Below are 25,926 nucleotides of genomic sequence, written 5' to 3' on the forward strand. Positions count from 1 at the left end.
TCGACGGACGTAGTACCACCCCCGCGGTGTTCAGCCCGCCGCTTCCCCGCCCTTACCGGAGGGGGAGCCGGCGGGCTTCCGCGTGTCCGGGACCGGCGCCCGTCCGCTGCGGAACGGCCGCGGCGCCCGCGCCCCGGCCCCGCCCGCGATCATGGCCGGATCCCGGCGCTCGCTCAGTGCCCGGTCCACCGCCGCGTCCAGCGAGAGCGCCTCGCCCTCGCGGTACCAGGTGCCGTAGCCCTCGGCCCCGAGCAACTCGCTCGCCTGCCCCGCACACAGCGCCCGCGCGCCGTTGAAGTGCGCCGAACCGAACAAGGGCAGCCCCACCGCGTCCCACACCGGCATCGCCGCCCCCTGCAACACCGCCGCCTCCGCCGCGTCGCCCTCGGACACCGTCACCAGAGCCAGCAGTTCGATCGCCAGGACCAGCCCCACCAGGTCGTGGAACGTGTGGTTGATCGTGAGGCACTCGGCGAGGAGCTCCCGCGCGGCAGCGTGGTCCCCGGCGTTCAGCGCCGCATAGCCCAGCACGTAGAGCGCGTACGCACGGGTCCAGCGCTCGCCCCGCTCCTCGCAGATCTCACGCACCTCGGCGCACAGCACCACCGCACCCTCCAGGTCCCCCTGGAAGGCCCGCGCCATCGCCAGCTCCACCTGGCCCATCAGCACGTTGCTGTTCAGCTCGCCGAGCTCCCGGTAGGTGCCCAGCGCCCGCTCGATCAGCTGCTCCGCCCGCGGCATGTCGTCCGAGAGCAGCGCCAGACAGCCCATCCGGTGCGTCGCGTACGCCTGCGCCAACGCGTTCCCCGCGGCCCGCGCCCGCTCCCCGCACTCGTGCAGCGCCGCCACCGCCGCCGTGTCGTCGCCCTGCAGGATCGCGACGTAACCGAGGACCCACAAGGCCTTGAGCCGGGTGTCCTCGTGCGCCGTCACCGGCGGGAACGCGGCCGCTCCGAGCGCCCGGTCCAGCCAGTGCCGCCCCTCCGAGAGCCGCCCGCAGCCCACCCAGTAGAACCACAGCGTGCCGGCCAGGTGCTGGGCCAGGGACGCGTCCTCCGCCGACTCCAGGCAGAGTTCGAGCGCCGCCCGCAGATTCGGCAGCGCCAGGTCCGTACAGGCCGCCACCTCCGCCTGCCGGGGGCTGAACCACTCCAGCTCGCACCAGGTGGCGAGCCCCATGTACCAGTCCCGGTGCCGGCGCCGCATCCGCTCCGTGTCGCCGAGCGCCGCCAGCCACTCCGCGCCGTACGCGCCGACCGTGTCGAGCATCCGGTAGCGCGGGCCCGCCGCCGAGTCCTCGCGCGCCACGAGCGACTGCGCCAGCAGCTCGCCGAGCACGTCGAGCACCCGGTCCGCGGGGAGGCCGGGGCCCCCGCACACGTACTCCACCGCCTCCAGGTCGAAGGGCCCGGCGAACACCGAGAGGCGCGCCCAGAGCAGCCGCTCCTCCGGCGTGCACAGCTCGTGGCTCCAGCCGATCGCCGTCCGCAGCGTCCGGTGCCGGGGCAGCGCGCCACGCCGTCCGTGATCGAGCAGCCGGAACCGGTCGTCGAGGCGCCGCAGCAGCTGGTCCACCGTGAGCAGCGGCAGTCGCGCCGCCGCCAGCTCCAGCGCCAGCGGGATCCCGTCCAGGCGCCGGCACAGCTCCCGCAGCCCCGCCGGATCGCCGGGCGCGGCCGCCCCCGCCTCCACGGCCCGCCCCGTCAGCAGGGCCATCGCGTCCTCGTCGGCCATCGGCGCCAGCGTCAGCACCGCCTCGCCGTCCACCCGCAACGCCCGCCGCCCCGCCGCGAGCACCGTGAGCCCCGGGCACCCCTGGAGCAGCTCCCGCAGCAGCGCCGCGCACTCCTCCACCAGATGCTCGAAGCCGTCCACCACGAGCAGCAGCCGCAGCTCCGCGAGATGCTCCACGAGCACCTCGCGCGGCCCGCGCAGCGTGTGGTCGGTCAGCCCCAGCGCGTCGACCAGCGCGTGCGCCACCAGATCCGGGTCGCGCAGCGAGGACAGCCCCGCCAGCCGCACCCCGTCGACGTAGCGTTTCTGCACCGCCGCCGCCGCCCGCAACGCGAGCCGGGTCTTGCCGACACCGCCCACCCCGACAACCGTGACCAACCGGAACTCGTCGAGCATCAGGGCCAGTTCGTCCTGTTCCGCGGCCCGTCCCACGAACCGGTTCAGCTCCGCAGGGAGATTGCTCCGTCGCATGGGACACGGAGCGTACTCACCCGCGCGCACTCCGTACAATCGGCGCCGGACAACTCCCCTCCCACAAGCGGTAATGCGGTACGGCGCAAGAGCTCCGGCGCGATAGGGTCGGAGGACGTTTACCAGCACGGGTCCGACGACCGTCCGGGGCCCGACGACAGCAGAGAGCGGTGCGGAGTGACCGGTGGTGAGGTTGCCGGGATCCTGGTGGCCGTGTTCTGGGCGATCCTCGTCTCCTTCCTGGCCGTGGTGCTGGTGAGGCTGGCGCAGACGCTCAAGGCGACCACCAAACTCGTGGCGGACGTGACCGAACAGGCCGTCCCGCTGCTCGCCGACGCTTCCGCGACCGTGCGCTCGGCGCAGACCCAGCTCGACCGGGTCGACGCCATCGCCTCGGACGTCCAGGAGGTCACGTCCAACGCCTCCGCGCTGTCCACCACCGTCGCGTCCACCTTCGGCGGCCCGCTCGTCAAGGTCGCCGCCTTCGGTTACGGGGTGCGCAAGGCGCTGGGCGGACGCGGGGGCCAGGACGCGCCGCCCGCCGCCGAGCGGCGTACTGTGATCGTCGGTCGCTCCGTGCCGTCCGCGAGGCGCCGGAAGCAGAAGGGCTGAGCACGATGTTCCGCCGTACGTTCTGGTTCACCGCGGGCGCGGCCGCCGGTGTGTGGGCCACCACCAAGGTCAACCGCAAGATCAAGCAGCTGACCCCCGAGAGCCTCGCCGCCCAGGCGGCCGACAAGGCCGTCGCGGCCGGTCACAAGCTGAAGGACCGCGCCGTGGGCTTCGCCCTCGACGTGCGGTCGAACATGCTCCAGCGGGAGGCCGAGCTCGGCGACGCCCTGGGCCTGGACGCACCGGTCGACCCGGAGCGCGACCACGCGCTCCCGGCACCGCGCCGCAGGGCCGCGCTCGGGCAGCACGGCACCCCCAACGTCACCACGTATTCGCTTTCGTACAACCGGAATGAGGACCACTGATGGAGTCGGCTGAAATCCGCCGCCGCTGGCTGAGCTTCTTCGAGGAGCGCGGGCACACCGTCGTCCCTTCGGCGTCGCTCATCGCGGACGACCCGACTCTGCTCCTCGTCCCGGCCGGCATGGTGCCCTTCAAGCCCTACTTCCTGGGTGAGGTCAAGCCGCCCTTCACGCGCGCCTCCAGCGTGCAGAAGTGCGTGCGCACGCCCGACATCGAAGAGGTCGGCAAGACCACCCGCCACGGCACGTTCTTCCAGATGTGCGGCAACTTCTCCTTCGGCGACTACTTCAAGGAAGGCGCCATCAAGCTCGCCTGGGAGCTGCTGACCACCTCGGTGGAGCACGGCGGCTACGGGCTGGAGCCGGAGAAGCTCTGGATCACCGTCTACCAGGAGGACGACGAGGCCGAGCAGATCTGGCGCGACGTCGTCGGCGTCCCCGCCGAGCGCATCCAGCGCCTCGGCAAGAAGGACAACTACTGGTCGATGGGCGTCCCCGGCCCCTGCGGCCCCTGTTCCGAGATCAACTACGACCGCGGCCCCGAGTTCGGCGTCGAGGGCGGCCCGGCCGTCAACGACGAGCGGTACGTGGAGATCTGGAACCTGGTCTTCATGCAGTACGAGCGCGGTGAGGGCACCGGGAAGGACGACTTCCCGATCCTCGGCGAGCTGCCGTCCAAGAACATCGACACGGGCCTCGGTCTCGAGCGCCTGGCGATGATCCTCCAGGGCGTCCAGAACATGTACGAGACGGACACCCTCCAGGTCGTCATCGACAAGGCCACCGAGCTCACCGGTGTCGCCTACGGCAAGGCCCACGACAGCGACGTCTCGCTGCGCGTGGTCGCCGACCACATGCGCACGTCCGTCATGCTCATCGGCGACGGCGTCACCCCCGGCAACGAGGGCCGCGGATACGTGCTGCGCCGCATCATGCGCCGCGCCGTCCGCAACATGCGCCTGCTCGGCGCCACCGGTCCGGTCGTCCAGGACCTCGTCGACACCGTGATCGACACGATGGGCGAGCAGTACCCGGAGCTGGTCACCGACCGCAAGCGGATCGAGACCGTCGCGCTCGCCGAAGAGGCCGCCTTCCTCAAGGCCCTCAAGGGCGGCACCAACATCCTCGACACCGCGGTCACCGAGACCAAGGCCGCCGGCGGCACGGTCCTCTCCGGCGACAAGGCGTTCCTGCTCCACGACACCTGGGGCTTCCCGATCGACCTCACCCTCGAGATGGCCTCCGAGCAGGGCCTCTCCGTGGACGAGGACGGCTTCCGCCGCCTGATGAAGGAGCAGCGGGACCGCGCCAAGGCCGACGCCAAGGCCAAGAAGACCGGCCACGCCGACATGACGTCGTACCGGGAGATCGCCGACAGCAACGGCGCCACGGAGTTCACCGGCTACACCAACACCGAGGGCGAGAGCACCGTCGTCGGTCTCCTCGTCAACGGTGTCTCCTCGCCGGCCGCCTCCGAGGGCGACGAGGTCGAGGTCGTCCTCGACCGCACCCCGTTCTACGCCGAGGGCGGCGGTCAGATCGCCGACCAGGGCCGGATCAAGCTGCACAGCGGCGCGGTCATCGAGATCCGTGACGTCCAGCAGCCCGTTCCCGGTGTCTCCGTGCACAAGGGTTCCGTGCAGGTCGGCGAGGTGACCGTGGGCGCCACCGCCTACGCCTCCATCGACGTGCGCCGCCGCCGGGCCATCGCCCGCGCCCACTCGGCCACCCACCTGACCCACCAGGCGCTGCGCGACGCCCTCGGCCCGACGGCCGCCCAGGCCGGTTCCGAGAACCAGCCCGGCCGCTTCCGCTTCGACTTCGGTTCGCCGAACGCCGTCCCCGGCGCGGTCCTCACCGACGTCGAGCAGAAGATCAACGAGGTCCTCGCGCGCGAGCTCGATGTGCACGCCGAGGTCATGCCGATCAACGAGGCCAAGCGCCAGGGTGCCATCGCCGAGTTCGGCGAGAAGTACGGCGAGCAGGTCCGCGTCGTCACCATCGGCGACTTCTCCAAGGAGCTGTGCGGCGGTACGCACGTCGGCAACACCGCCCAGCTGGGCCTGGTGAAGCTGCTCGGCGAGTCGTCCATCGGCTCCGGCGTGCGCCGTATCGAGGCCCTCGTGGGTGTCGACGCGTACAACTTCCTCGCTCGCGAGCACACGGTCGTCGCCCAGCTCCAGGAGCTGGTCAAGGGCCGTCCGGAGGAGCTCCCCGAGAAGATCTCGGCCATGCTCGGCAAGCTGAAGGACGCCGAGAAGGAGATCGAGAAGTTCCGCGCGGAGAAGGTCCTGCAGGCCGCCGCCGGTCTCGTCGACTCCGCCCAGGACATCCGCGGCCTCGCCCTCGTCACCGGCCAGGTCCAGGACGGCACCGGCGCCGACGACCTGCGCAAGCTGGTCCTCGACGTCCGTGGCCGCTTCCCGGCCGACCGTCCGGCCGTCGTCGCCCTGTTCACCACGGCCAACGGCAAGCCCCTCACGGTCATCGCCACCAACGAGGCCGCCCGTGAGCGCGGTCTCAAGGCCGGCGAGCTGGTCCGTACGGCCGCCAAGACCCTCGGCGGCGGTGGCGGCGGCAAGCCGGACGTCGCCCAGGGCGGCGGTACGAACCCGCAGGCCGTCGGCGAGGCCATCGCCGCCGTGGAGCGTCTCGTCGTGGAGACGGCGTGACGATGCGTCGGGGCCGCCGTATCGCGGTCGACGTCGGGGACGCCCGGATCGGGGTCGCCTCGTGCGACCCCGACGGGGTCCTCGCCACGCCGGTGGAGACCGTGCCGGGGCGCGACGTCCCGGCCGCCCACCGGCGGCTCCGCCAGATCGTGGAGGAGTACGAGCCGATCGAGGTCGTCGTGGGTCTGCCCCGCTCGCTCAGCGGGCGGGAGGGCCCGGCCGCGACCAAGGTCCGCGCCTTCGCCCGCGAGATGGCCAAGGGCGTCGCGCCGGTCCCGGTCCGGCTCGTCGACGAGCGGATGACCACGGTCACGGCGACCCAGGGCCTGCGGGCCTCGGGCGTGAAGTCCAAGAAGGGACGCTCGGTGATCGACCAGGCCGCCGCTGTGATCATCCTTCAGAACGCTCTTGAGTCCGAACGGGTATCAGGTAATCCGCCCGGCGAGGGCGTCGAAGTGGTCATCTGATCGCGATACGGTAACGTTCCGCGCGATGCGGCCGTGTTCGAACAGCTGCCGCACTACGTAGAGGCGGAACGTCCGGAAGCCTCGCGGCTGTTTGGGGATCGATGACTGAGTATGGCCGGAGCCCCGGCTCCGAACCGTGGCACCCCACGGATCCCCTGTACGGGGATCAGGGGTGGGAGGGCCAGCAGCAGTATCCGCAGCAGGCGCAGTACGGGCACCAGGAGTCCCAGGGGCACCAGGACCCGTACGGGCAGCAGCAGGCGTACGCCGACGGCACGTACCAGCAGCAGCCGCAGGCCTATGACGGGCAGCAGTACGGCGCGGAGCAGTACGGCCGGCAGTACGGCTCGGACCAGTACGGCTCGGACCAGGACGGCCGGCAGTACGGCTCGGACCAGTACGGCCGGCAGTACGACGCGCAGCAGTACGGCGGTCAGCAGTACGAGAACCCGGGCGGCTACGACACGCCCGGGTATCCCGCACAGCAGTACGACGGCAACTGGGAGACCGGCCAGGCGGCCATGCCGTACAACGCCCCTCCCGCCGACCCGTACGGCGGCCAGAACCCGGACCTCTACGGCACCCCGGAGGCCTACCCCCCGCCGCAGCCCCCGGGCCGCCGGCAGGTCCCGCCGCAGCCGGCGACGGACTGGGAGGAGGAGCAGCCGGAGGAGGACCATCCCTTCTTCACCGGTGAGGAGCCCGCCCCGGGCACCCGCCGTCGTCGCGGCCGTGAGGACCGCGAGGACGAGTACGCCGACGAGGGCGAGGACGAGGACGAGCCGGGCGACCGCCGCGGCTCCCGTTCCGGCGGCGGCGACCGCCGCGGCAACAAGGGCCGCAAGGCGAAGAACGGCATGGCCTGCCTGGTGGTGGCCGCCGTCATCATCGGCGGCGTGGGCGGCATCGGCTACTTCGGCTACCAGTTCTGGCAGGGTCAGTTCGGTGAGGCGCCCGACTTCGCGGGCACCGGCTCCGGTGACGTCCAGATCGAGATCCCCAAGGACGCCGGCGGCTACGAGATCGGCAACATCCTCAAGAAGGCCGGCGTGGTCAAGAGCGTCGACGCCTTCGTCTCGGCCCAGCAGAAGAACCCCAAGGGCATGCTGATCCAGGACGGCGTCTACACGCTGAAGAAGGAGATGTCGGCGGAGAGCGCCGTGGCCCTGATGCTCGACCCGGCGAGCCAGAGCAACTTCATCATCTCCGAGGGCCGCCGGAACGTCTGGGTGTACGAGCAGATCGACAAGAGGCTCGACCTCAAGCCCGGCACGACCCAGGGCATCGCCAAGGCCAAGGCGAACGAGCTCGGTCTGCCCGACTGGGCGAAGAACCACGAGAACGTGAAGGACCCGCTGGAGGGCTTCCTCTTCCCGGCGAGCTATCCGGTGGCCAAGGGCAACAAGCCCGAGGACGTCCTCCGCAAGATGGTGAGCCGCGCGAACAAGGAGTACGGGAAGTACGACCTGGAGGCCAAGGCCAAGGCGCTCGGCGTCGACAGCCCCTGGGAACTCGTCACGATCGCGAGCCTGGTCCAGGCGGAGGGCACGTCGCACGACGACTTCCGCAAGATGGCCGAGGTCGTCTACAACCGCCTCAAGCCGTCCAACCCGCAGACCTACGGCGGGCTCGAGTTCGACTCGACGTACAACTACATCAAGAACCAGAGCAAGCTCGACCTGTCCCTCACCGAGCTGCGGAAGTACGACAACCCGTACAACACGTACTTCGTGAAGGGCCTGCCGCCGGGTCCGATCGGCAACCCGGGCAACGAGGCGATGACGGGCACGGTCAACCCGACGAGCGACGGCTGGTACTACTTCATCTCGCTCGACGGGAAGTCCTCCCAGTTCACGAAGACGAACGCGGAGCACCAGAAGCTCGTCCAGAAGTTCAACGAGTCGAGGAAGAACTGATGGCGGCAGCACGACGAGCGGCCGTGCTCGGCTCGCCGATCGCCCATTCGCTCTCCCCGGTGCTGCACCGGGCCGCGTACCGGGAGCTCGGTCTCGACGACTGGTCGTACGGGCGCTTCGAGGTCGACGAGGCCGCGCTCCCTGGTTTCGTGCGCGAGCTGGACACCACCTGGGCGGGCCTCTCGCTGACGATGCCGCTCAAGCGGGCGATCATTCCGCTGCTCGACGAGATCACCGACACCGCGGCCTCGGTGGAGGCCGTCAACACGGTCGTCCTCACCGAGGACGGGCGCCGCATAGGCGACAACACCGACATCCCCGGCATGATCGCCGCGCTGCGCGAGCGGGGCGTCGACAAGGTGGACTCGGCGGCCGTACTCGGCGCGGGGGCCACCGCCTCCTCGGCGCTCGCCGCGCTCGCCCGGATCTGCGCGGGGCCGGTCACCGCGTACGTACGGAGCGAGGCCCGCGCCGACGAGATGCGCGGCTGGGGGGAGCGGCTCGGCGTCGAGGTGCGCACCGCCGCCTGGGACGCCGCGGCGGAGGCCTTCGCCGCGCCGCTGGTGATCGCCACCACCCCGGCCGGGACCACGGACGCCCTGGCCGCGGCCGTCCCCGAGGCGCCCGGCACCCTGTTCGACGTGCTGTACGACCCGTGGCCCACCCGGCTGGCGGCCGCCTGGTCGGCGCGGGGTGGGAAGATCGTCGGCGGGCTCGACCTGCTGGTGCACCAGGCGGTGCTCCAGGTCGAGCAGATGACCGGGCGCGCGCCGGGGCCGCTGGCCGCGATGCGCGCGGCGGGGGAACAGGCGCTCGCCGAGCGCTGAGCCGGAGTGATCAGGGGGAAGGCAGGGCATGGGGGGCGACGTGTTGCTCGCGTCGAAGTGGGAGCTGGGGATCGATCTCCTGCTGCTGCTCCGGGGGTTGTTGCGGTTCGCCCTGATGGACGGACCGGCCTGGATCCGATACCCGGTCATCGGCCTGGGGACCGCGTTCGTCCTGTACGTGGTGGGGTCCTGGGGCCGCGACAGGTGGCGGCGGCGGGGGAGCGGGCCCGGGGCGGAGACGGAAGCCTCACCCGACTCGTGAGACATGTGTCCCGACTCGTGGACCGGAGATCGATCGGGTCCCGGGACGTGGGAGGATCGGGGGAGGCGGACCGGGGCCGCGCACCCAGGTCGCGCCGTCGCAGTGCCCAGGCGCGAGCATGAGGAGCATCGTTGAGCAGGTTGCGTTGGCTGACGGCGGGGGAGTCCCACGGACCCGCGCTGGTTGCAACCCTTGAGGGACTTCCGGCCGGCGTTCCGGTCACCACGGAGCTGGTGGCGGACCATCTCGCACGGCGGCGTCTCGGCTATGGACGCGGTGCCCGCATGAAGTTCGAGCAGGACGAGATCACCTTCCTGGGCGGTGTCCGGCACGGCCTGTCCCTCGGCTCGCCGATCGCCGTGATGGTCGGCAACACCGAGTGGCCCAAGTGGGAGAAGGTCATGTCGGCCGACCCGGTCGACCCCGCCGAGCTCAAGGAGACCGGCCGCAACGCGCCGCTGACCCGTCCCCGCCCCGGTCACGCCGACCTGGCCGGCATGCAGAAGTACGGCTTCGACGAGGCCCGGCCGATCCTGGAGCGCGCCAGCGCCCGGGAGACCGCCGCCCGCGTGGCCCTCGGCGCCGTGGCCCGCTCCTTCCTGAAGGAGACGGCCGGCATCGAGATCGTCTCCCACGTCGTGGAACTGGCCTCCGCCAAGGCCCCGTACGGCCTCTACCCGACTCCGGCCGACGTCGAGAAGCTCGACGCGGACCCGGTGCGCTGCCTCGACGCCGACGCGTCGAAGGCGATGGTCGCCGAGATCGACCAGGCCCACAAGGACGGCGACACCCTCGGCGGCGTCGTCGAGGTCCTCGCGTACGGCGTGCCCGTCGGCCTCGGCTCCCACGTGCACTGGGACCGGCGCCTCGACGCCCGGCTCGCCTCGGCCCTCATGGGCATCCAGGCCATCAAGGGCGTCGAGGTCGGCGACGGCTTCGAACTCGCCCGCGTGCCCGGCTCCCAGGCCCACGACGAGATCGTCAAGGGCCCCGACGGCATCACCCGCAGCTCCGGCCGCGCCGGCGGCACCGAGGGCGGCCTCAGCACCGGCGAGCTGCTGCGCGTCCGCGCCGCGATGAAGCCGATCGCCACCGTCCCGCGCGCGCTGGCCACCGTCGACGTCGCCACCGGCGAGGTCGCCGCGGCCCACCACCAGCGCTCCGACGTCTGCGCGGTCCCGGCCGCGGGCATCGTCGCCGAGGCGATGGTCGCGCTGGTCCTGGCGGACGCCGTGCTGGAGAAGTTCGGCGGCGACAGCGTCCCCGAGACCCGCCGCAACGTGCGGTCCTACCTCGACAACCTCCACATCCGGTGACCGGCGGCCCGCTGGTCGTCCTCGTCGGGCCGATGGGCTCCGGCAAGTCCACGGTGGGCGCGCTCCTCGCCGAACGGCTCCGCGCGCCCTACCGGGACACGGACGCCGACATCGTCGCCGCCGAGGGACGCGAGATCGCGGACATCTTCGTCGAGGACGGCGAGGACCACTTCCGCGCCCTGGAGCGCGAGGCCGTGCGCCGCGCCGTCGCCGAGCACGAGGGCATCCTCGCCCTCGGCGGTGGGGCGGTGCTCGACCCGGCCACCCGCGAGCTGCTGCACGGGCTGCCCGTCGCGTACCTCTCGATGGACGTCGAGGCGGCCGTGCGCCGCGTCGGCCTCGGCGCCGCCCGGCCGCTGCTCGCCGTCAACCCGCGCCGCCAGTGGCGCGAGCTGATGGACGCGCGCCGCCATCTGTACGAAGAAGTCGCGAGCGCCGTCGTCGCCACCGACGACCGCACGCCCGAAGAGGTCGCCGACGCGATCCTCGACGCACTGGAGTTGAAGGACGTATGACGGACCAGGCAGTGACCCGTATCCAGGTCGGCGGCTCCGCGGGCACCGATCCGTACGAGGTGCTGGTCGGCCGGCAGCTGCTCGGTGAGCTTCCCGGCCTGATCGGCCCCCGGGCCAAGCGGGTGGCCGTGATCCACCCCGAGGCGCTGGCCGAGACCGGCGAGGCGCTGCGCGCCGACCTCGCCGACCAGGGCTTCGAGGCCGTCGCCATCCAGGTGCCGAACGCCGAGGAGGCGAAGACCGTCGAGGTCGCCGCCTACTGCTGGAAGGCGCTCGGCCAGACCGGCTTCACCCGCAGCGACGTCATCGTCGGCGTCGGCGGCGGCGCCACCACCGACCTGGCCGGCTTCGTCGCCGCGACCTGGCTGCGGGGCGTGCGCTGGATCGCCGTGCCGACCACCGTCCTCGCGATGGTCGACGCGGCCGTCGGCGGCAAGACCGGCATCAACACCGCCGAGGGCAAGAACCTCGTCGGCGCCTTCCACCCGCCGGCCGGCGTGCTGTGCGACCTCGCCGCGCTCGACTCGCTGCCCGTGCACGACTACGTCAGCGGGCTCGCCGAGATCATCAAGGCCGGCTTCATCGCCGACCCGGTCATCCTCGACCTGATCGAGGCCGACCCCGAGGCCGCGCGCACCCCGGCCGGACCGCACACCGCCGAGCTCATCGTGCGGTCGATCGAGGTCAAGGCCGAGGTCGTCTCCGGCGACCTCAAGGAGTCCGGCCGCCGCGAGTTCCTCAACTACGGGCACACCCTCGCGCACGCCATCGAGAAGAACGAGCGGTACAAGTGGCGCCACGGCGCCGCCGTCTCCGTCGGCATGGTCTTCGCCGCCGAGCTGGGCCGGCTCGCCGGCCGCCTCGACGACGCCACCGCCGACCGGCACCGCGCCGTCCTGGAGTCCGTCGGGCTGCCGCTCACCTACCGCGGCGACCAGTGGCCCAAGCTCCTGGAGACCATGAAGGTCGACAAGAAGTCCCGGGGCGACCTGCTGCGCTTCATCGTCCTCGACGGTCTGGGCAAGCCGGTCGTCCTGGAAGGCCCCGACCCGGCCGTCCTCGTGGCCGCGTACGGCGAGGTGTCCGCGTGACCGAGCGGCGCCGCGTGCTCGTCCTGAACGGCCCCAACCTCGGCCGCCTGGGCTCCCGCGAGCCCGACATCTACGGCGCCACCTCCTACAAGGGGCTCGTCGAGTCCTGCCGGAGCCTCGGCGAGGAGCTGGGCTTCGACGTCGAGGTGCGCGAGACCAACGACGAGGGGGAGATGATCCGCTGGCTGCACGAGGCCGCCGACGAGGCCCTCCCGGTGGTCCTCAATCCCGGTGCCTTCACGCACTACTCGTACGGGATGCGCGACGCGGCCGCCCAGCGCACCGCGCCGCTCGTCGAGGTGCACATCTCGAACCCGTACACCCGCGAGGAGTTCCGGCACACCTCGGTGGTCGCGGCCGTCGCCACCGGGACCGTCGCGGGCTTCGGCATCGGCTCCTACCGGCTCGCCCTGCGCGCCCTCGCGGAGGAGCTCGACGCCTGACGGCACCGCTTCGGGCACGTCGATCCGCCCCCGGCCGTTTCCCCTGGGGAAGCCGGGGGCGGTAACGTTCCGGCAACGACGAATCGGCGCAGGGACGGAGTGGGGCACCGGATGCAGCACGGGATGGGGGCTCCGTTGCCACCGAACGAAGCCGCGGGCCAGGCCCACTGGGGCGGCGGGGCCCCCGGCGCCCGGGCCCAGGGCGGTCACCCGCCGGTCCCGGCCCACCACCCGTACCCTGCCCCACCCGGCCCCCAGGGCCCGGCGGCCCCGCCCGGCCCCCAGGGGCCTCCGGTGCCGCACGCGCAGGCCGCGCACGCGCCGGCTCCCCAGGGGCCTCCCCCCGGGTGGAGCGGCGGACAGGTCACCGGGCACGTCACCATGCCGCCCGCCGTCACCGGCACCGGCGCCGCCACGCTCGCCGTGCTGCTGATAGGCCCGGCCGGCGCGGGCAAGACGACCGTCGCCCGCCACTGGGCCACCAGGCGTCCGGTGCCCACCGCCCACATCAGCCTCGACGACGTGCGCGAATGGGTCTGTTCCGGCTTCGCCGACCCCCAGTCCGGCTGGAACGAGAACTCCGAGGCCCAGTACCGGCTGGCCCGCCGCACCTGCGGTTTCGCCGCCCGCAACTTCCTGGCCAACGGCATCTCCTGCATCCTCGACGACGCCGTCTTCCCCGACTGGCCGGTCGTCGGCCTCGGCGGCTGGAAGCGTCATGTCGGTCCCGGCCTGCTGCCGGTCGTCCTGCTGCCCGGCCTGGACATCGTCCTGGAGCGCAACGCCGAACGCAGCGGCAACCGACGCCTCTCGGACGAGGAGGTCGCCGCGATCCACGGCCGGATGGCCGGCTGGTACGGGTCGGGGCTCCCGATCATCGACAACTCGACGTACGACGTGGAGACCACCGCCCGCGTCCTGGACGACGTGCTGGCCCGCGCGATATCCGGCCGGCCTCCCGCCTGATCCCCGCACGGCACGGCCCGCCGGGCGGGGATCAGGCGGGAGGGCCCGCCGGTCGGGCGTGTGGCGCCGGGGGCCCGCCGGTCTGGGGCTGTCGGGCACCGCAGAGTCCGGCCGTCGCGGGTTTGGGGCCGTGGGGCAGCGCGGAGTCCGGCCCCGCGGAGTCCGGCCCCGCGGGTATGGGGCCGTGGGGCAGCGCCGTGTCCGGCCCCGCGGGTATGGGGCCGTGGGGCAGCGCCGTGTCCGGCCCCGCGGGTATGGGGCCGTAGTGCAGCGCCGTGTCCGGCCCCCGCCGGTCCAGGGCCTTAGGGCAGCGCGGTGACCGGCCACGCCGGTGCGGCGTGTGGCCCGGCCCCTCTCGGCGCCTCTCCTCGCACGGCGCCCTACGCCCGCACGGCGCCTTACGCCCGCACGGCGCCTTACGCCCGCACGGCGCCTTGCGCCCGCACGGCGCCTTACGCCCGCACGGCGCCTTACGCCCGCACGGCGCCTTGCGCCCGCACGGCGCCTTGCGCCCGCACGGCGCCTTGCGCCCGCACGGCGCCTTACGCCCGCACGGCGCCCTACGCCCGCACGGCGCCCCACGCCCGCACGGCGCCCCACGCCCGCACGGCGCTCCCGCCCCGCACGGCGCCCCACGCCCGCACGGCCCCCGCCCGGTCGGGCGTCCACAACAGGCCGTCGTGCTCGGCCGCTCGTAGGCTCGGAGCATGTCAGAGGTGTATGCGGACCGCCGACTACGGCTGCGCGACCGGAGTGCGGCCGCGGGCTGCCCGGCGGCCCTGGTCTCCCGCCCCGCCAATGTCCGCTATCTCACCGGGGGGTCTCCCGCCGGTGCGGTGCTGCTGCTCGGCCCCGACGAGGACGTTCTGCTCTGCCCCACCGCCCCCGGCGCCGATCCGGCCGACGGACGGCTCGACGAACTGCTGCGTCAGCTGGTGCTGCCCACGGGCGGCGGCGATCCGGCGGTCGCGGGCGTCGACTTCGCCCGCAAAGCGGGTGCGGACGCGCTCGCCGTCGAGGAGCACCACCTGACCGTGGCCCGGCACCGCGCCATGGGCACCGTCGCCCCCGAGCTGCGGCTCGCCGACCTGTCGTACGCCGTGGAGCAGCTGCGCATCGTCAAGGACGAGGACGAGATCGCCTGTCTGCGGATCGCCGCCGAGATCGCCGACCAGGCCCTCGGGGAGCTCTTGGAGTCGATCCTGGTCGGCAGGACCGAGCGCCACCTCGCCCTCGAACTGGAGCGTCGGCTCGTCGACCACGGCGCCGACGGGCCCGCCTTCCCCACCTCCGTGGCCACCGGGCCGCACGCGGGCCGGGCCGGGCACAAGCCCACCGACCGGCGGGTCGAGGAAGGAGACTTCCTTTCCGTCTGCCTCGGTGCCAACTATCGCGGCTACCGCTGCGAGATCGGCCGGACCTTCGTCATCGGCACCACTCCGGCGGACTGGCAGATCGAGCTCTACGAGCTCGTCTTCGCCGCTCAGCGGGCTGCCCGCGAGGCGCTCGTGCCCGGCGCCGAGTACCGGGACGTCGACCGCGTGGCCCGGCAGATTCTCGCCGCGGCCGGCCACGGCGACGCCACCACGGCCCTCACTGGGCACGGAGTGGGCCTGGAAATCGACGAGGACCCGCAGCTCGCACCCGCGGCCATGGGTAAACTGGACGCTTGCGTGCCGGTCACCGTCGAACCGGGGGTCCACCTCCCGGGCCGGGGCGGGGTCCGGATCGATGACACGCTCGTCGTACGCCAGGAGGCGGACGGCGGACCCGAGCTACTCACCATCACGACCAAGGAGCTGCTCGCGCTGTAGCGGCGCGTACGCCTCCCGGTCGACGTCAGTCCAGGAGATTCCGCAACCGTGGCTTCCACGAACGACCTCAAGAACGGCATGGTGCTCAAGCTCGAAGGCGGCCAGCTCTGGTCCGTCGTCGAGTTCCAGCACGTCAAGCCCGGCAAGGGCCCGGCCTTCGTGCGCACCAAGCTCAAGAACGTGCTGTCCGGCAAGGTCGTCGACAAGACCTTCAACGCGGGTGTGAAGGTCGACACGGCCACCATCGACCGCCGCGACATGCAGTTCTCCTACATGGACGGCGACTACTTCGTCTTCATGGACATGGAGACCTACGACCAGCTGCACGTCGACCGCAAGGCCGTCGGCGACGCCGCCAACTTCCTCATCGAGGGCTTCACCGCCTCCGTGGCGCAGCACGAGGGCTCCGTGCTCTACGTCGAGCTCCCGGCCGCCGTCGTCCTGACGATCCAGCACACGGACCCGGGCGTCCAGGGCGACCGCTCCACCGGTGGCACCAAGCCCGCCACCCTGGAGACCGGCCACGAGATCCAGGTCCCGCTCTTCATCACCACCGGTGAGAAGATCAAGGTCGACACCCGCAGCAGCGACTACCTCGGCCGGGTGAACGACTAACCGTGGCCGCCCGGAGCAAGGCCCGCAGGCGGGCCTTCCAGATTCTGTTCGAGGCCGACCAGCGAGGTGCCTCGGTGCAGGAAGTCCTCGCGGACCAGGTTCGGCACCACCGGGCCGACGACCGCCAGCCGCCGGTGAACGACTTCACCATGCAGCTGGTCGAGGGCTACGCCCAGCACGTGGCCCGCATCGACGACCTCATCGCGACCTACGCGGTGGACTGGGACCTCGACCGGATGCCCGTCGCCGACCGGAACATCGTGCGCCTCGCGGCGTACGAGCTGATCTGGGAGGACGGCACGCCGGACGCGGTCGCCATCGACGAGGCCGTGCAGCTCGCCAAGGAGTTCTCCACGGACGAGTCGCCGACCTTCGTCAACGGTCTCCTCGCGCGCTTCAAGGACCTGAAGCCGCGCCTGCGCCGGGACGCCTGAGCGCTCCCCGGCAGTCGAAGGGGCCCGCAGCACACGCCGTGCTGCGGGCCCCTTCGCCGTGTCCATGGAGCGGCCTGTGCCGCGCCGCCCGGCCGCGTCGTCCCCGGCGGCAGCACCCGCCGCCTCGCCGGCCTCGGCCGCACCCGCCGCCTCGCCTGCCTCCCCGCGACCTCGTCCCCGGCGCCCGCACCCGCCGCCTCGCCTGCCTCCCCGCGACCTCGTCCCCGGCGCCCGCACCCGCCGCCTCGCCGGCCTCCCCGCGACCTTGTCCCCGGCGCCCCGTTCCGCCGTCTCCCCGGCTCCCTGGCGCGTTGTCCCTTGCGGCGCGCTGCCGCCTGCCCGGCCCCTGCCCGCCGGTCCCCGGCCGCGTCCCCGCCGCGCCGTCCGCGTACCGCCGCTGCTCCGGGCCGTACCGCCCGCCTCCGCGTACCGCCGCGCCTCCGGGGCCCGCCTTCCGCGTACCGCCGCTGCTCCGGGCCACTACCGCCGAGCCCCATCGCCCCTCCGACGGCCCTACCGCCGAATTCTTCGGCGTCGTACCGCCGAACGGGTGAACCCGATCGCAGGAGCACGCGAAAATGCCGGGGCCCCGGGAGTCATGATGACTCCCGGGGCCCCGGCGGCACGTTTCTGCGCCGACCTGTCGGCTCAGTTCTCCTCGTGGGCGACCGCGCGGCGCGCGTCCGCGTCGAGGACGCCCCAGCTGATCAGCTGCTCGGTCAGGACCGAGGGCGACTGGTCGTAGATCACGGCCAGGGTGCGGAGGTCGTCCTGGCGGATCGACAGCACCTTGCCGTTGTAGTCGCCGCGCTGCGACTGGATGGTCGCCGCGTAGCGCTGGAGGGGGCCGGCCTTCTCCGCGGGGACATGGGCCAGGCGCTCCAGGTCGAGGACCAGCTTCGGCGGCGGCTCGGCGGCCCCGCCCGGCGTGGTGCCCGGCAGCAGCTCCTGCACCGGCACACCGTAGAAGTCCGCCAGCTCGGCCAGGCGCTGCACGGTCACGGCGCGATCGCCACGCTCGTACGAGCCGACCACGACCGCCTTCCAGCGGCCCTGGGACTTCTCCTCCACACCATGGAGGGAAAGGCCCTGCTGGGTGCGGATGGCACGGAGTTTTGCCCCGAGCTGCTTTGCGTATTCGCTGGACATAACGCTCCCGGACGCTGTGACGACATGCGGCTGCGCCGCGCGGCTGGTAACTCACTGTGAGGTTACGCAGCGTGACACTCTCCCGTCAAGCCGAATGGTCCATACCGCCCCCTCCCGAGGGACGTCGCCCGGAGCGGCGCACGGGGGGTGACCTGGGCACCACGGCACCCTGGTAAGGTGGACGGCGCAATTCCGACGTCCTTTAAGGTCCGTCCCGTGAGGCGGAGAAGGAGGTCCGTTTCATATGGACGCACAGCAGCACACCGATGTGGCACGGCCGGTTCTCGAGGCCCCCGACATTGCGCGGGTCCTGACCCGCATCGCCCACGAGATCGTCGAGCGCGCCAAGGGCGCCGACGACGTGGTCCTCCTCGGCATCCCGACCCGCGGTGTCTTCCTCGCCCGCCGGCTCGCCGAGAAGCTCGAATCGATCACCGGCACCAAGATCCCCGTCGGCTCCCTGGACATCACCATGTACCGGGACGACCTGCGGATGAAGCCCGCCCGCGCGATCGGCCGCACCGAGATCCCCGGTGACGGCATCGACGGCCGCCTCGTCGTCCTCGTCGACGACGTCCTCTTCTCCGGCCGCACCATCCGCGCCGCCCTCGACGCCCTCGGCGACATCGGCCGCCCGCGCGCGGTCCAGCTCGCCGTCCTCGTCGACCGCGGCCACCGCGAGCTCCCGATCCGCGCCGACTACGTCGGCAAGAACCTCCCCACGTCGCTGCGGGAGACGGTCAAGGTCCTGCTCGCCGAGGAGGACGGTCGCGACACCGTGCTGCTCGGCAGCAAGCCCGCCTCCTCCTAGCCGGACCGGCACCCCCGACGGGTCCGGGGCACACGCCTGCGCACCCGCACGCCCTCGCACTCCCCACCACGGAGAGAACACCCCGATGATGCGTCACCTCATCTCGGCCGCCGACCTCACCCGCGACGACGCCGTCCTCATCCTCGACACCGCCGAGGAGATGGCCCGGGTGGCCGACCGGCCCATCAAGAAGCTCCCGACCCTGCGCGGGCGCACGATCTGCAACCTCTTCTTCGAGGACTCCACCCGCACCCGGATCTCCTTCGAGGCCGCCGAGAAGCGCCTCTCCGCCGACGTGATCAACTTCGCGGCCAAGGGCTCCAGCGTCTCCAAGGGCGAGTCCCTCAAGGACACCGCGCAGACCCTGGAGGCGATGGGCGTCGACGCCGTCGTCATCCGGCACAGCGCCTCCGGCGCTCCGTACCGCCTCGCCACCTCCGGCTGGATCGACGCCCCCGTCATCAACGCCGGCGACGGCACCCACCAGCACCCCACCCAGGCCCTGCTCGACGCCTTCACCATGCGCCGCCGCCTGGTCGGCCGGGACGCCGGCCTCGGCAAGGACCTGGCCGGCAAGCGCGTCACGCTCGTCGGCGACGTCCTGCACAGCCGGGTCGCCCGCTCCAACGTCGACCTGCTGCACACCCTCGGCGCCGAGGTCACCCTGGTGGCCCCGCCCACCCTGATCCCCGTCGGCGTGGAGAACTGGCCCTGCGAGGTCTCGTACGACCTCGACGGCGTGCTGCCGAAGTCCGACGCGGTCATGATGCTGCGTGTGCAGCGCGAGCGGATGAACGCCGCCTTCTTCCCGACCGAGCGCGAGTACTCGCGCCGCTACGGGCTCGACGGCCACCGGATGGCGAAGATGCCCGAGCACGCGATCGTCATGCACCCCGGGCCGATGGTCCGCGGCATGGAGATCACCGCCGAGGTCGCCGACTCCGACCGCTGCACGGTCGTCGAGCAGGTCGCCAACGGCGTCTCCATCCGGATGGCCGTCCTCTACCTGCTGCTCGGCGGCTCCGAGCCCGCCGCCACCACCCGTACCACCGAGGAGAGCTGAGACCCCCCATGAGCAAGATCCTGATCCGTGGTGCGAAGGTCCTCGGCGGCGAGGCGCAGGACGTCCTGATCGACGGCGAGGTCGTCGCCGAGGTCGGCACCGGCCTGTCGGCCGAGGGCGCCGAGGTGATCGAGGCCGAAGGAAAAATCCTGCTGCCCGGCCTGGTGGACCTGCACACCCACCTGCGCGAGCCCGGCCGCGAGGACTCCGAGACCGTCCTCACCGGCACCCGCGCCGCCGCCTCCGGCGGCTACACGGCCGTCTTCGCCATGGCCAACACCCACCCCGTCGCCGACACCGCCGGCGTCGTCGAGCAGGTCTACCGGCTCGGCAAGGAGGCCGGCTACTGCGACGTGCAGCCGATCGGCGCCGTCACCGTCGGCCTGGAGGGCCGCAAGCTCGCCGAGCTCGGCGCCATGCACGACTCCGCCGCCGGCGTCACCGTCTTCTCCGACGACGGCAAGTGCGTCGACGACGCCGTGATCATGCGCCGCGCCCTGGAGTACGTGAAGGCCTTCGGCGGCGTCGTCGCCCAGCACGCCCAGGAGCCCCGTCTCACCGAGGGCGCCCAGATGAACGAGGGCGTCGTCTCCGCCGAGCTCGGCCTCGGCGGCTGGCCGGCCGTCGCCGAGGAGTCGATCATCGCCCGCGACGTGCTGCTCGCCGAGCACGTCGGCTCCCGCGTGCACATCTGCCACCTCTCCACCGCCGGCTCCGTCGAGATCGTCCGCTGGGCCAAGTCCCGCGGCATCGACGTCACCGCCGAGGTCACCCCGCACCACCTCCTCCTCACCGACGAGATGGCGCGCACGTACAACCCGGTCTACAAGGTCAACCCCCCGCTGCGCACCGAGCGTGACGTGATGGCGCTGCGCGAGGCCCTCGCCGACGGCACCATCGACATCGTGGCCACCGACCACGCCCCGCACCCGCACGAGGACAAGGACTGCGAGTGGGCCGCCGCCGCCATGGGCATGGTCGGCCTGGAGACCGCGCTGTCCGTGGTCCAGCAGACGATGGTCGAGACCGGCCTGCTCGACTGGGCCGGCGTCGCCGACCGGATGTCCGTCAGGCCCGCCCAGATCGGGCAGGCCACCGGCCATGGACGCCCCGTCTCGGCAGGTGAGCCCGCCAACCTGACGCTGGTCGATCCGGCATACCGTGGTGTCGTGGACCCCGCCGACTTCGCCTCCCGCAGCCGCAACACCCCCTACGAGGGCCGCGAGCTGCCGGGACGCGTCACCCACACGTTCCTGCGGGGCCGGGCAACGCTCGTCGACGGGAAGCTGGCGTGACACCTCTCATGCAACTGGCCGAGGCGGGCGGACAGAAGTCCGCCGAGGTCACCGACTGGGCCGGACGGATCGGCTGGGTCGCCGGACTGCTGCTCTTCATCGCCTTCGTCTACTGGCTCATGCGCCAGGGGTGGAAGTGGCGCGGCAGCCTCCAGTCCGGCCTCCCGGCCCTGCCCGAGGTGCCCGAGGCACCCGGTGAGGCGAGGCTCACGCTGGCCGGCCGCTACCACGGCTCCACCACCGCCGGGCACTGGCTCGACCGGATCGTCGCCCACGGCCTGGGCGTCCGCAGCCGGGCCGAGCTCACCCTGACGGACCAGGGCGTCGCGGTCGTCCGCCCCGGCGCGAACGACTTCCTCATCCCGGCCGGCGCCCTGCGCGAGGCCCGGCTGGACAAGGGCATCGCCGGCAAGGTCCTCACCGAGGGCGGCCTCCTGGTCGTCACCTGGACGCACGGCGACACGCTGCTCGACTCCGGCTTCCGCTCCGACCGCGCGGCCGACCACGCCGCCTGGGTCGAGGCGATCAACTCCATGAGCTCCACGAACCACGCAAACACGACGGAAGGCGCACGATGACGACCTCCACCAGGGGAGCCTCCAAGGTTCCCGCCGTACTCGTCCTGGAGGACGGCCGCATCTTCCGCGGCCGCGCCTACGGGGCCGTGGGGGAGACCTTCGGCGAGGCCGTGTTCTCCACCGGCATGACCGGCTACCAGGAGACCCTCACCGACCCGTCGTACCACCGCCAGGTCGTCGTGATGACCGCCCCGCACGTCGGCAACACCGGCGTCAACGACGAGGACCCCGAGTCCGCCCGCATCTGGGTCTCCGGCTACGTCGTCCGCGACCCCGCCCGCGTCTCCTCCAACTGGCGCGCCCGGCGTTCCCTGGACGAGGAACTGCGCCACCAGGGCGTCGTCGGCATCCAGGGCATCGACACCCGCGCCCTCACCCGCCACCTGCGCGAGAGCGGCGCCATGCGCGTCGGCATCTTCTCCGGCAGCGCGCTCCCGGACGACGGCACCCTGCTCGCCGAGGTCCGCCAGCAGCCCGAGATGAAGGGCGCGAACCTCTCCGCCGAGGTCGCCACCAAGGAGACCTACGTGGTCCCCGCGATCGGCGAGAAGAAGTTCACCGTCGCCGCCGTCGACCTCGGCATCAAGGGCATGACCCCGCACCGGATGGCCGAGCGCGGCATCGAGGTCCACGTGCTGCCCGCCACCGCCACCGCCGAGGACGTCTACGCGGTCTCCCCGGACGGCGTGTTCTTCTCCAACGGCCCGGGCGACCCGGCCACCGCCGACGGCCCCGTCGGTGTCATGCAGGAGGTCCTGCGCCGCAAGACCCCGCTCTTCGGCATCTGCTTCGGCAACCAGATCCTCGGCCGCGCGCTCGGCTTCGGCACGTACAAGCTGAAGTACGGCCACCGGGGCATCAACCAGCCCGTCCAGGACCGCACCACCGGCAAGGTCGAGGTCACCGCGCACAACCACGGCTTCGCCGTCGACGCGCCCCTCGACAAGGTGTCCGACACCCCCTTCGGGCGCGCCGAGGTCTCCCACGTGTGCCTGAACGACAACGTCGTGGAGGGCCTGCAGCTGCTCGACCAGCCGGCCTTCTCCGTCCAGTACCACCCCGAGGCGGCCGCGGGCCCGCACGACGCCGCGTACCTCTTCGACCGCTTCGTATCCCTGATGGAGGCCGAGCGTGCCTAAGCGCACCGATATCCAGTCCGTCCTGGTCATCGGCTCCGGCCCGATCGTCATCGGCCAGGCCGCCGAGTTCGACTACTCCGGAACCCAGGCCTGCCGGATCCTCAAGGCCGAGGGCCTGCGGGTCATCCTGGTCAACTCCAACCCGGCCACGATCATGACCGACCCGGAGATCGCCGACGCCACCTACGTCGAGCCGATCACCCCCGAGTTCGTCGAGAAGATCATCGCCAAGGAGCGCCCCGACGCCCTCCTGCCGACGCTGGGCGGCCAGACGGCCCTCAACACGGCGATCTCGATGCACGAGCAGGGCGTCCTGGAGAAGTACGGCGTCGAGCTCATCGGCGCCAACGTCGAGGCCATCCACAAGGGCGAGGACCGCGACCTCTTCAAGGGCGTCGTCGAGGCCGTCAACGCCAAGATCGGCCACGGCGAGTCCGCCCGCTCGGTCATCTGCCACTCGATGGACGACGTCCTCAAGGGCGTCGAGACGCTCGGCGGCTACCCCGTCGTCGTCCGCCCCTCCTTCACCATGGGCGGCGCCGGCTCCGGCTTCGCCCACGACGAGGACGAGCTGCGTCGCATCGCCGGCCAGGGCCTCACGCTCTCCCCGACCACCGAGGTGCTCCTGGAGGAGTCCATCCTCGGCTGGAAGGAGTACGAGCTGGAGCTGATGCGCGACAAGAACGACAACGTCGTGGTCGTCTGCTCCATCGAGAACTTCGACCCGATGGGCGTCCACACCGGTGACTCGATCACCGTCGCTCCGGCGATGACCCTCACGGACCGTGAGTACCAGCGGCTGCGGGACATCGGCATCGCGATCATCCGCGAGGTCGGCGTCGACACCGGCGGCTGCAACATCCAGTTCGCGGTCAACCCGGACGACGGCCGCATCATCGTCATCGAGATGAACCCGCGCGTCTCCCGCTCCTCCGCGCTCGCCTCCAAGGCCACCGGCTTCCCGATCGCCAAGATCGCCGCCCGGCTCGCCGTCGGCTACACGCTGGACGAGATCCCGAACGACATCACCGAGAAGACCCCGGCCTCCTTCGAGCCGACCCTCGACTACGTCGTCGTCAAGGCCCCGCGCTTCGCCTTCGAGAAGTTCCCGCAGGCCGACTCCACCCTCACCACCACCATGAAGTCGGTGGGCGAGGCCATGGCGATCGGCCGCAACTTCACCGAGGCTCTCCAGAAGGCCCTGCGCTCCCTGGAGAAGAAGGGCTCGCAGTTCACCTTCATCGGCGAGCTGGGCGACAAGGCCGAGCTCCTGGAGCTGGCCGTCCGCCCGACCGACGGCCGGATCAACACGGTCATGCAGGCCATCCGCGCGGGCGCCACGCCCGAGGAGGTCTTCGCGTACACCAAGATCGACCCGTGGTTCGTCGACCAGCTCTTCCTCATCAAGGAGATCGCCGACGAACTGGCCGAGGCCGAGAAGCTCGAGCCCGAGCTGCTCGCCGAGGCCAAGCGCCACGGCTTCTCCGACGCCCAGATCGCCGAGATCCGCGGCCTGCGCGAGGACGTCGTCCGCGAGGTCCGGCACGCGCTCGGCGTCCGCCCGGTCTACAAGACGGTCGACACCTGCGCCGCCGAGTTCGCGGCCAAGACCCCGTACTTCTACTCCTCGTACGACGAGGAGAGCGAGGTCGCGCCCCGCACCAAGCCCGCCGTGATCATCCTGGGCTCCGGCCCGAACCGCATCGGCCAGGGCATCGAGTTCGACTACTCCTGCGTCCACGCCTCGTTCGCCCTCAGCGACGCCGGCTACGAGACCGTGATGGTCAACTGCAACCCGGAGACCGTCTCCACGGACTACGACACCTCCGACCGCCTGTACTTCGAGCCGCTGACGCTCGAGGACGTGCTGGAGATCGTCCACGCCGAGACGCTGGCCGGCCCCGTCGCCGGTGTCGTCGTCCAGCTCGGCGGCCAGACCCCGCTGGGCCTCTCCCAGGCGCTCAAGGACAACGGCGTGCCCGTCGTCGGCACCTCCCCGGAGGCGATCCACGCCGCCGAGGACCGCGGCGCCTTCGGCCAGGTCCTCGCCGACGCGGGCCTCCCGGCCCCCAAGCACGGCACCGCGACCACCTTCGCCGGTGCCAAGGCCATCGCCGACGAGATCGGCTACCCCGTCCTCGTACGCCCCTCGTACGTGCTCGGCGGCCGCGGCATGGAGATCGTCTACGACGAGACGCGCCTGGAGTCGTACATCGCCGAGTCCACCGAGATCAGCCCCACCCGGCCGGTCCTGGTCGACCGCTTCCTCGACGACGCCATCGAGATCGACGTCGACGCCCTCTACGACGGCCACGAGCTCTACCTCGGCGGCGTCATGGAGCACATCGAGGAAGCCGGCATCCACTCCGGCGACTCGGCCTGCGCCCTGCCCCCGATCACCCTCGGCGGCTTCGACATCAAGCGCCTGCGCGCCTCCACCGAGGCGATCGCCAAGGGTGTCGGCGTGCGCGGCCTGATCAACATCCAGTTCGCGATGGCCGGCGACATCCTCTACGTCCTGGAGGCCAACCCGCGCGCCTCCCGCACCGTCCCCTTCACCTCGAAGGCGACCGCGGTGCCGCTCGCGAAGGCCGCCGCCCGCATCTCGCTCGGCGCCACCATCGCCGAGCTGCGCGCCGAGGGCCTGCTGCCGGCGAACGGCGACGGCGGCACCCTGCCGCTCGACGCGCCGATCTCCGTCAAGGAGGCCGTGATGCCGTGGAGCCGCTTCCGCGACATCCAGGGCCGCGGCGTGGACACCGTCCTCGGCCCGGAGATGCGCTCCACCGGCGAGGTCATGGGCATCGACACCGTCTTCGGCACGGCGTACGCCAAGTCGCAGGCCGGTGCCTACGGCCCGCTGCCCACCAAGGGCCGCGCGTTCATCTCGGTCGCCAACCGCGACAAGCGCTCGATGATCTTCCCGGCCCGTGAGCTGGTCGCCCACGGCTTCGAGCTGCTCGCGACCTCCGGTACGGCCGAGGTGCTCAAGCGCAACGGCATCAACGCCACGATTGTGCGCAAGCAGTCGGAGGGCGAGGGCCCCAACGGCGAGAAGACCATCGTCCAGCTGATCCACGACGGCCAGGTCGACCTCATCGTCAACACCCCGTACGGCACCGGCGGCCGCCTCGACGGCTACGAGATCCGCACGGCGGCCGTGGCCCGCTCCGTCCCGTGCCTGACCACGGTCCAGGCGCTCGCGGCGGCCGTCCAGGGCATCGAGGCCCTGGGCCGCGGCGACGTCGGCGTCCGTTCGCTCCAGGAGCACGCGGAGCACCTGACCGCGGCCCGCGACTAAGCAGCCCGAAGAAGCAGGGGGACACCGGCAGGACCCGCGGTGTCCCCCTCTTCATGAGCGCACGAGGGATACA

General features: G+C 72.0%; 23 protein-coding genes. 21 read left to right on the top strand and 2 right to left on the bottom strand.

Annotated features, from left to right (window positions below; all coding sequences use genetic code 11):
• Positions 1-30 precede the first annotated feature (30 nt).
• Positions 31-2,205, bottom strand: coding sequence for an ATP-binding protein (locus ACIRQF_RS27785; protein ID WP_404095911.1), 2,175 nt, complete (start codon positions 2,203-2,205; stop codon positions 31-33).
• 177 nt (positions 2,206-2,382) lie between these two features.
• Between ACIRQF_RS27785 and ACIRQF_RS27790 the strand changes: the two genes are divergently transcribed.
• The 15 genes from ACIRQF_RS27790 to nusB all read left to right on the top strand — a co-directional run bounded on the left by ACIRQF_RS27790 (position 2,383) and on the right by nusB (position 16,517).
• Positions 2,383-2,817, top strand: a complete 435-nt coding sequence (locus tag ACIRQF_RS27790; RefSeq protein WP_404095913.1) for a DUF948 domain-containing protein — start codon at positions 2,383-2,385, stop codon at positions 2,815-2,817.
• Between the two features lie 5 nt (positions 2,818-2,822).
• Complete coding sequence (locus ACIRQF_RS27795; protein ID WP_404095914.1) at positions 2,823-3,182, top strand: hypothetical protein; 360 nt, start codon at positions 2,823-2,825, stop codon at positions 3,180-3,182.
• Positions 3,182-5,851 carry an alanine--tRNA ligase gene (alaS, locus tag ACIRQF_RS27800; RefSeq protein ID WP_404095917.1) on the top strand — a complete coding sequence of 890 codons (2,670 nt, stop codon included), beginning with the start codon at positions 3,182-3,184 and terminating at the stop codon, positions 5,849-5,851. The genes ACIRQF_RS27795 and alaS overlap by 1 nt, the downstream gene beginning before the upstream one ends.
• 2 nt (positions 5,852-5,853) lie before the next feature.
• Positions 5,854-6,318, top strand: a complete 465-nt coding sequence (gene ruvX, locus ACIRQF_RS27805) for a Holliday junction resolvase RuvX (RefSeq protein WP_200428327.1) — start codon at positions 5,854-5,856, stop codon at positions 6,316-6,318.
• A gap of 101 nt (positions 6,319-6,419) precedes the next feature.
• On the top strand, positions 6,420-8,234 hold the full coding sequence (gene mltG, locus ACIRQF_RS27810) for an endolytic transglycosylase MltG (RefSeq protein WP_404095920.1): 1,815 nt from the start codon (positions 6,420-6,422) through the stop codon (positions 8,232-8,234).
• Complete coding sequence (locus tag ACIRQF_RS27815; protein WP_404095921.1) at positions 8,234-9,061, top strand: shikimate dehydrogenase; 828 nt, start codon at positions 8,234-8,236, stop codon at positions 9,059-9,061. Before mltG ends, ACIRQF_RS27815 begins: the two co-directional genes overlap by 1 nt.
• 28 nt (positions 9,062-9,089) lie before the next feature.
• Positions 9,090-9,323 (top strand): hypothetical protein, encoded by a 234-nt coding sequence (locus ACIRQF_RS27820; RefSeq protein ID WP_376637368.1) that lies wholly within the window; start codon positions 9,090-9,092, stop codon positions 9,321-9,323.
• 131 nt (positions 9,324-9,454) lie between these two features.
• Positions 9,455-10,639, top strand: a complete 1,185-nt coding sequence (gene aroC / locus ACIRQF_RS27825; RefSeq protein ID WP_376637369.1) for a chorismate synthase — start codon at positions 9,455-9,457, stop codon at positions 10,637-10,639.
• On the top strand, positions 10,636-11,154 hold the full coding sequence (locus tag ACIRQF_RS27830; protein ID WP_404095926.1) for a shikimate kinase: 519 nt from the start codon (positions 10,636-10,638) through the stop codon (positions 11,152-11,154). The genes aroC and ACIRQF_RS27830 overlap by 4 nt, the downstream gene beginning before the upstream one ends.
• Positions 11,151-12,245 (top strand): 3-dehydroquinate synthase, encoded by a 1,095-nt coding sequence (gene aroB / locus ACIRQF_RS27835; protein ID WP_376637371.1) that lies wholly within the window; start codon positions 11,151-11,153, stop codon positions 12,243-12,245. The genes ACIRQF_RS27830 and aroB overlap by 4 nt, the downstream gene beginning before the upstream one ends.
• A complete protein-coding gene (gene aroQ / locus ACIRQF_RS27840) occupies positions 12,242-12,688 on the top strand; it encodes a type II 3-dehydroquinate dehydratase (RefSeq protein ID WP_376637372.1) in 447 nt (148 codons plus the stop codon). Before aroB ends, aroQ begins: the two co-directional genes overlap by 4 nt.
• Before the next feature lie 111 nt (positions 12,689-12,799).
• Positions 12,800-13,654 (top strand): AAA family ATPase, encoded by an 855-nt coding sequence (locus ACIRQF_RS27845; RefSeq protein ID WP_404095930.1) that lies wholly within the window; start codon positions 12,800-12,802, stop codon positions 13,652-13,654.
• A gap of 707 nt (positions 13,655-14,361) precedes the next feature.
• Entirely contained in the window at positions 14,362-15,468 is a 1,107-nt protein-coding gene (locus tag ACIRQF_RS27850) for an aminopeptidase P family protein (protein ID WP_382482641.1), read from the top strand.
• A gap of 48 nt (positions 15,469-15,516) precedes the next feature.
• Positions 15,517-16,083, top strand: a complete 567-nt coding sequence (gene efp / locus ACIRQF_RS27855) for an elongation factor P (RefSeq protein ID WP_260231136.1) — start codon at positions 15,517-15,519, stop codon at positions 16,081-16,083.
• A gap of 2 nt (positions 16,084-16,085) precedes the next feature.
• A complete protein-coding gene (gene nusB, locus ACIRQF_RS27860; protein ID WP_376637375.1) occupies positions 16,086-16,517 on the top strand; it encodes a transcription antitermination factor NusB in 432 nt (143 codons plus the stop codon).
• A 648-nt stretch (positions 16,518-17,165) separates the two neighbouring features.
• On the opposite strand, the gene bldD is transcribed toward nusB, so the two are convergent.
• Entirely contained in the window at positions 17,166-17,666 is a 501-nt protein-coding gene (gene bldD, locus ACIRQF_RS27865) for a transcriptional regulator BldD (RefSeq protein ID WP_189976704.1), read from the bottom strand.
• Positions 17,667-17,910: 244 nt separating this feature from the next.
• Here bldD and pyrR point away from each other — a divergent pair, with 244 nt between their 5' ends.
• From pyrR to carB, 6 genes are all read left to right on the top strand, one after another.
• Positions 17,911-18,477: a bifunctional pyr operon transcriptional regulator/uracil phosphoribosyltransferase PyrR gene (gene pyrR / locus ACIRQF_RS27870; protein ID WP_376637376.1), complete on the top strand. Its 567-nt coding sequence runs from the start codon at positions 17,911-17,913 to the stop codon at positions 18,475-18,477.
• 85 nt (positions 18,478-18,562) lie between these two features.
• A complete protein-coding gene (locus ACIRQF_RS27875) occupies positions 18,563-19,540 on the top strand; it encodes an aspartate carbamoyltransferase catalytic subunit (RefSeq protein ID WP_376637377.1) in 978 nt (325 codons plus the stop codon).
• Positions 19,541-19,548: 8 nt separating this feature from the next.
• Positions 19,549-20,835, top strand: coding sequence for a dihydroorotase (locus ACIRQF_RS27880; protein ID WP_376637378.1), 1,287 nt, complete (start codon positions 19,549-19,551; stop codon positions 20,833-20,835).
• A complete protein-coding gene (locus tag ACIRQF_RS27885) occupies positions 20,832-21,413 on the top strand; it encodes a hypothetical protein (RefSeq protein ID WP_404095937.1) in 582 nt (193 codons plus the stop codon). The genes ACIRQF_RS27880 and ACIRQF_RS27885 overlap by 4 nt, the downstream gene beginning before the upstream one ends.
• The gene (gene carA, locus ACIRQF_RS27890) at positions 21,410-22,552 is read left to right on the top strand and encodes a glutamine-hydrolyzing carbamoyl-phosphate synthase small subunit (RefSeq protein WP_376637380.1); all 1,143 of its coding nucleotides are present in this window, start codon (positions 21,410-21,412) and stop codon (positions 22,550-22,552) included. Before ACIRQF_RS27885 ends, carA begins: the two co-directional genes overlap by 4 nt.
• Positions 22,545-25,853 (top strand): carbamoyl-phosphate synthase large subunit, encoded by a 3,309-nt coding sequence (carB, locus tag ACIRQF_RS27895; protein WP_404095940.1) that lies wholly within the window; start codon positions 22,545-22,547, stop codon positions 25,851-25,853. The genes carA and carB overlap by 8 nt, the downstream gene beginning before the upstream one ends.
• Positions 25,854-25,926 lie beyond the last annotated feature (73 nt).

It is taken from the genome of Streptomyces sp. NPDC101191 (assembly GCF_044767915.1).
In the GTDB taxonomy this organism is placed as follows: domain Bacteria; phylum Actinomycetota; class Actinomycetes; order Streptomycetales; family Streptomycetaceae; genus Streptomyces.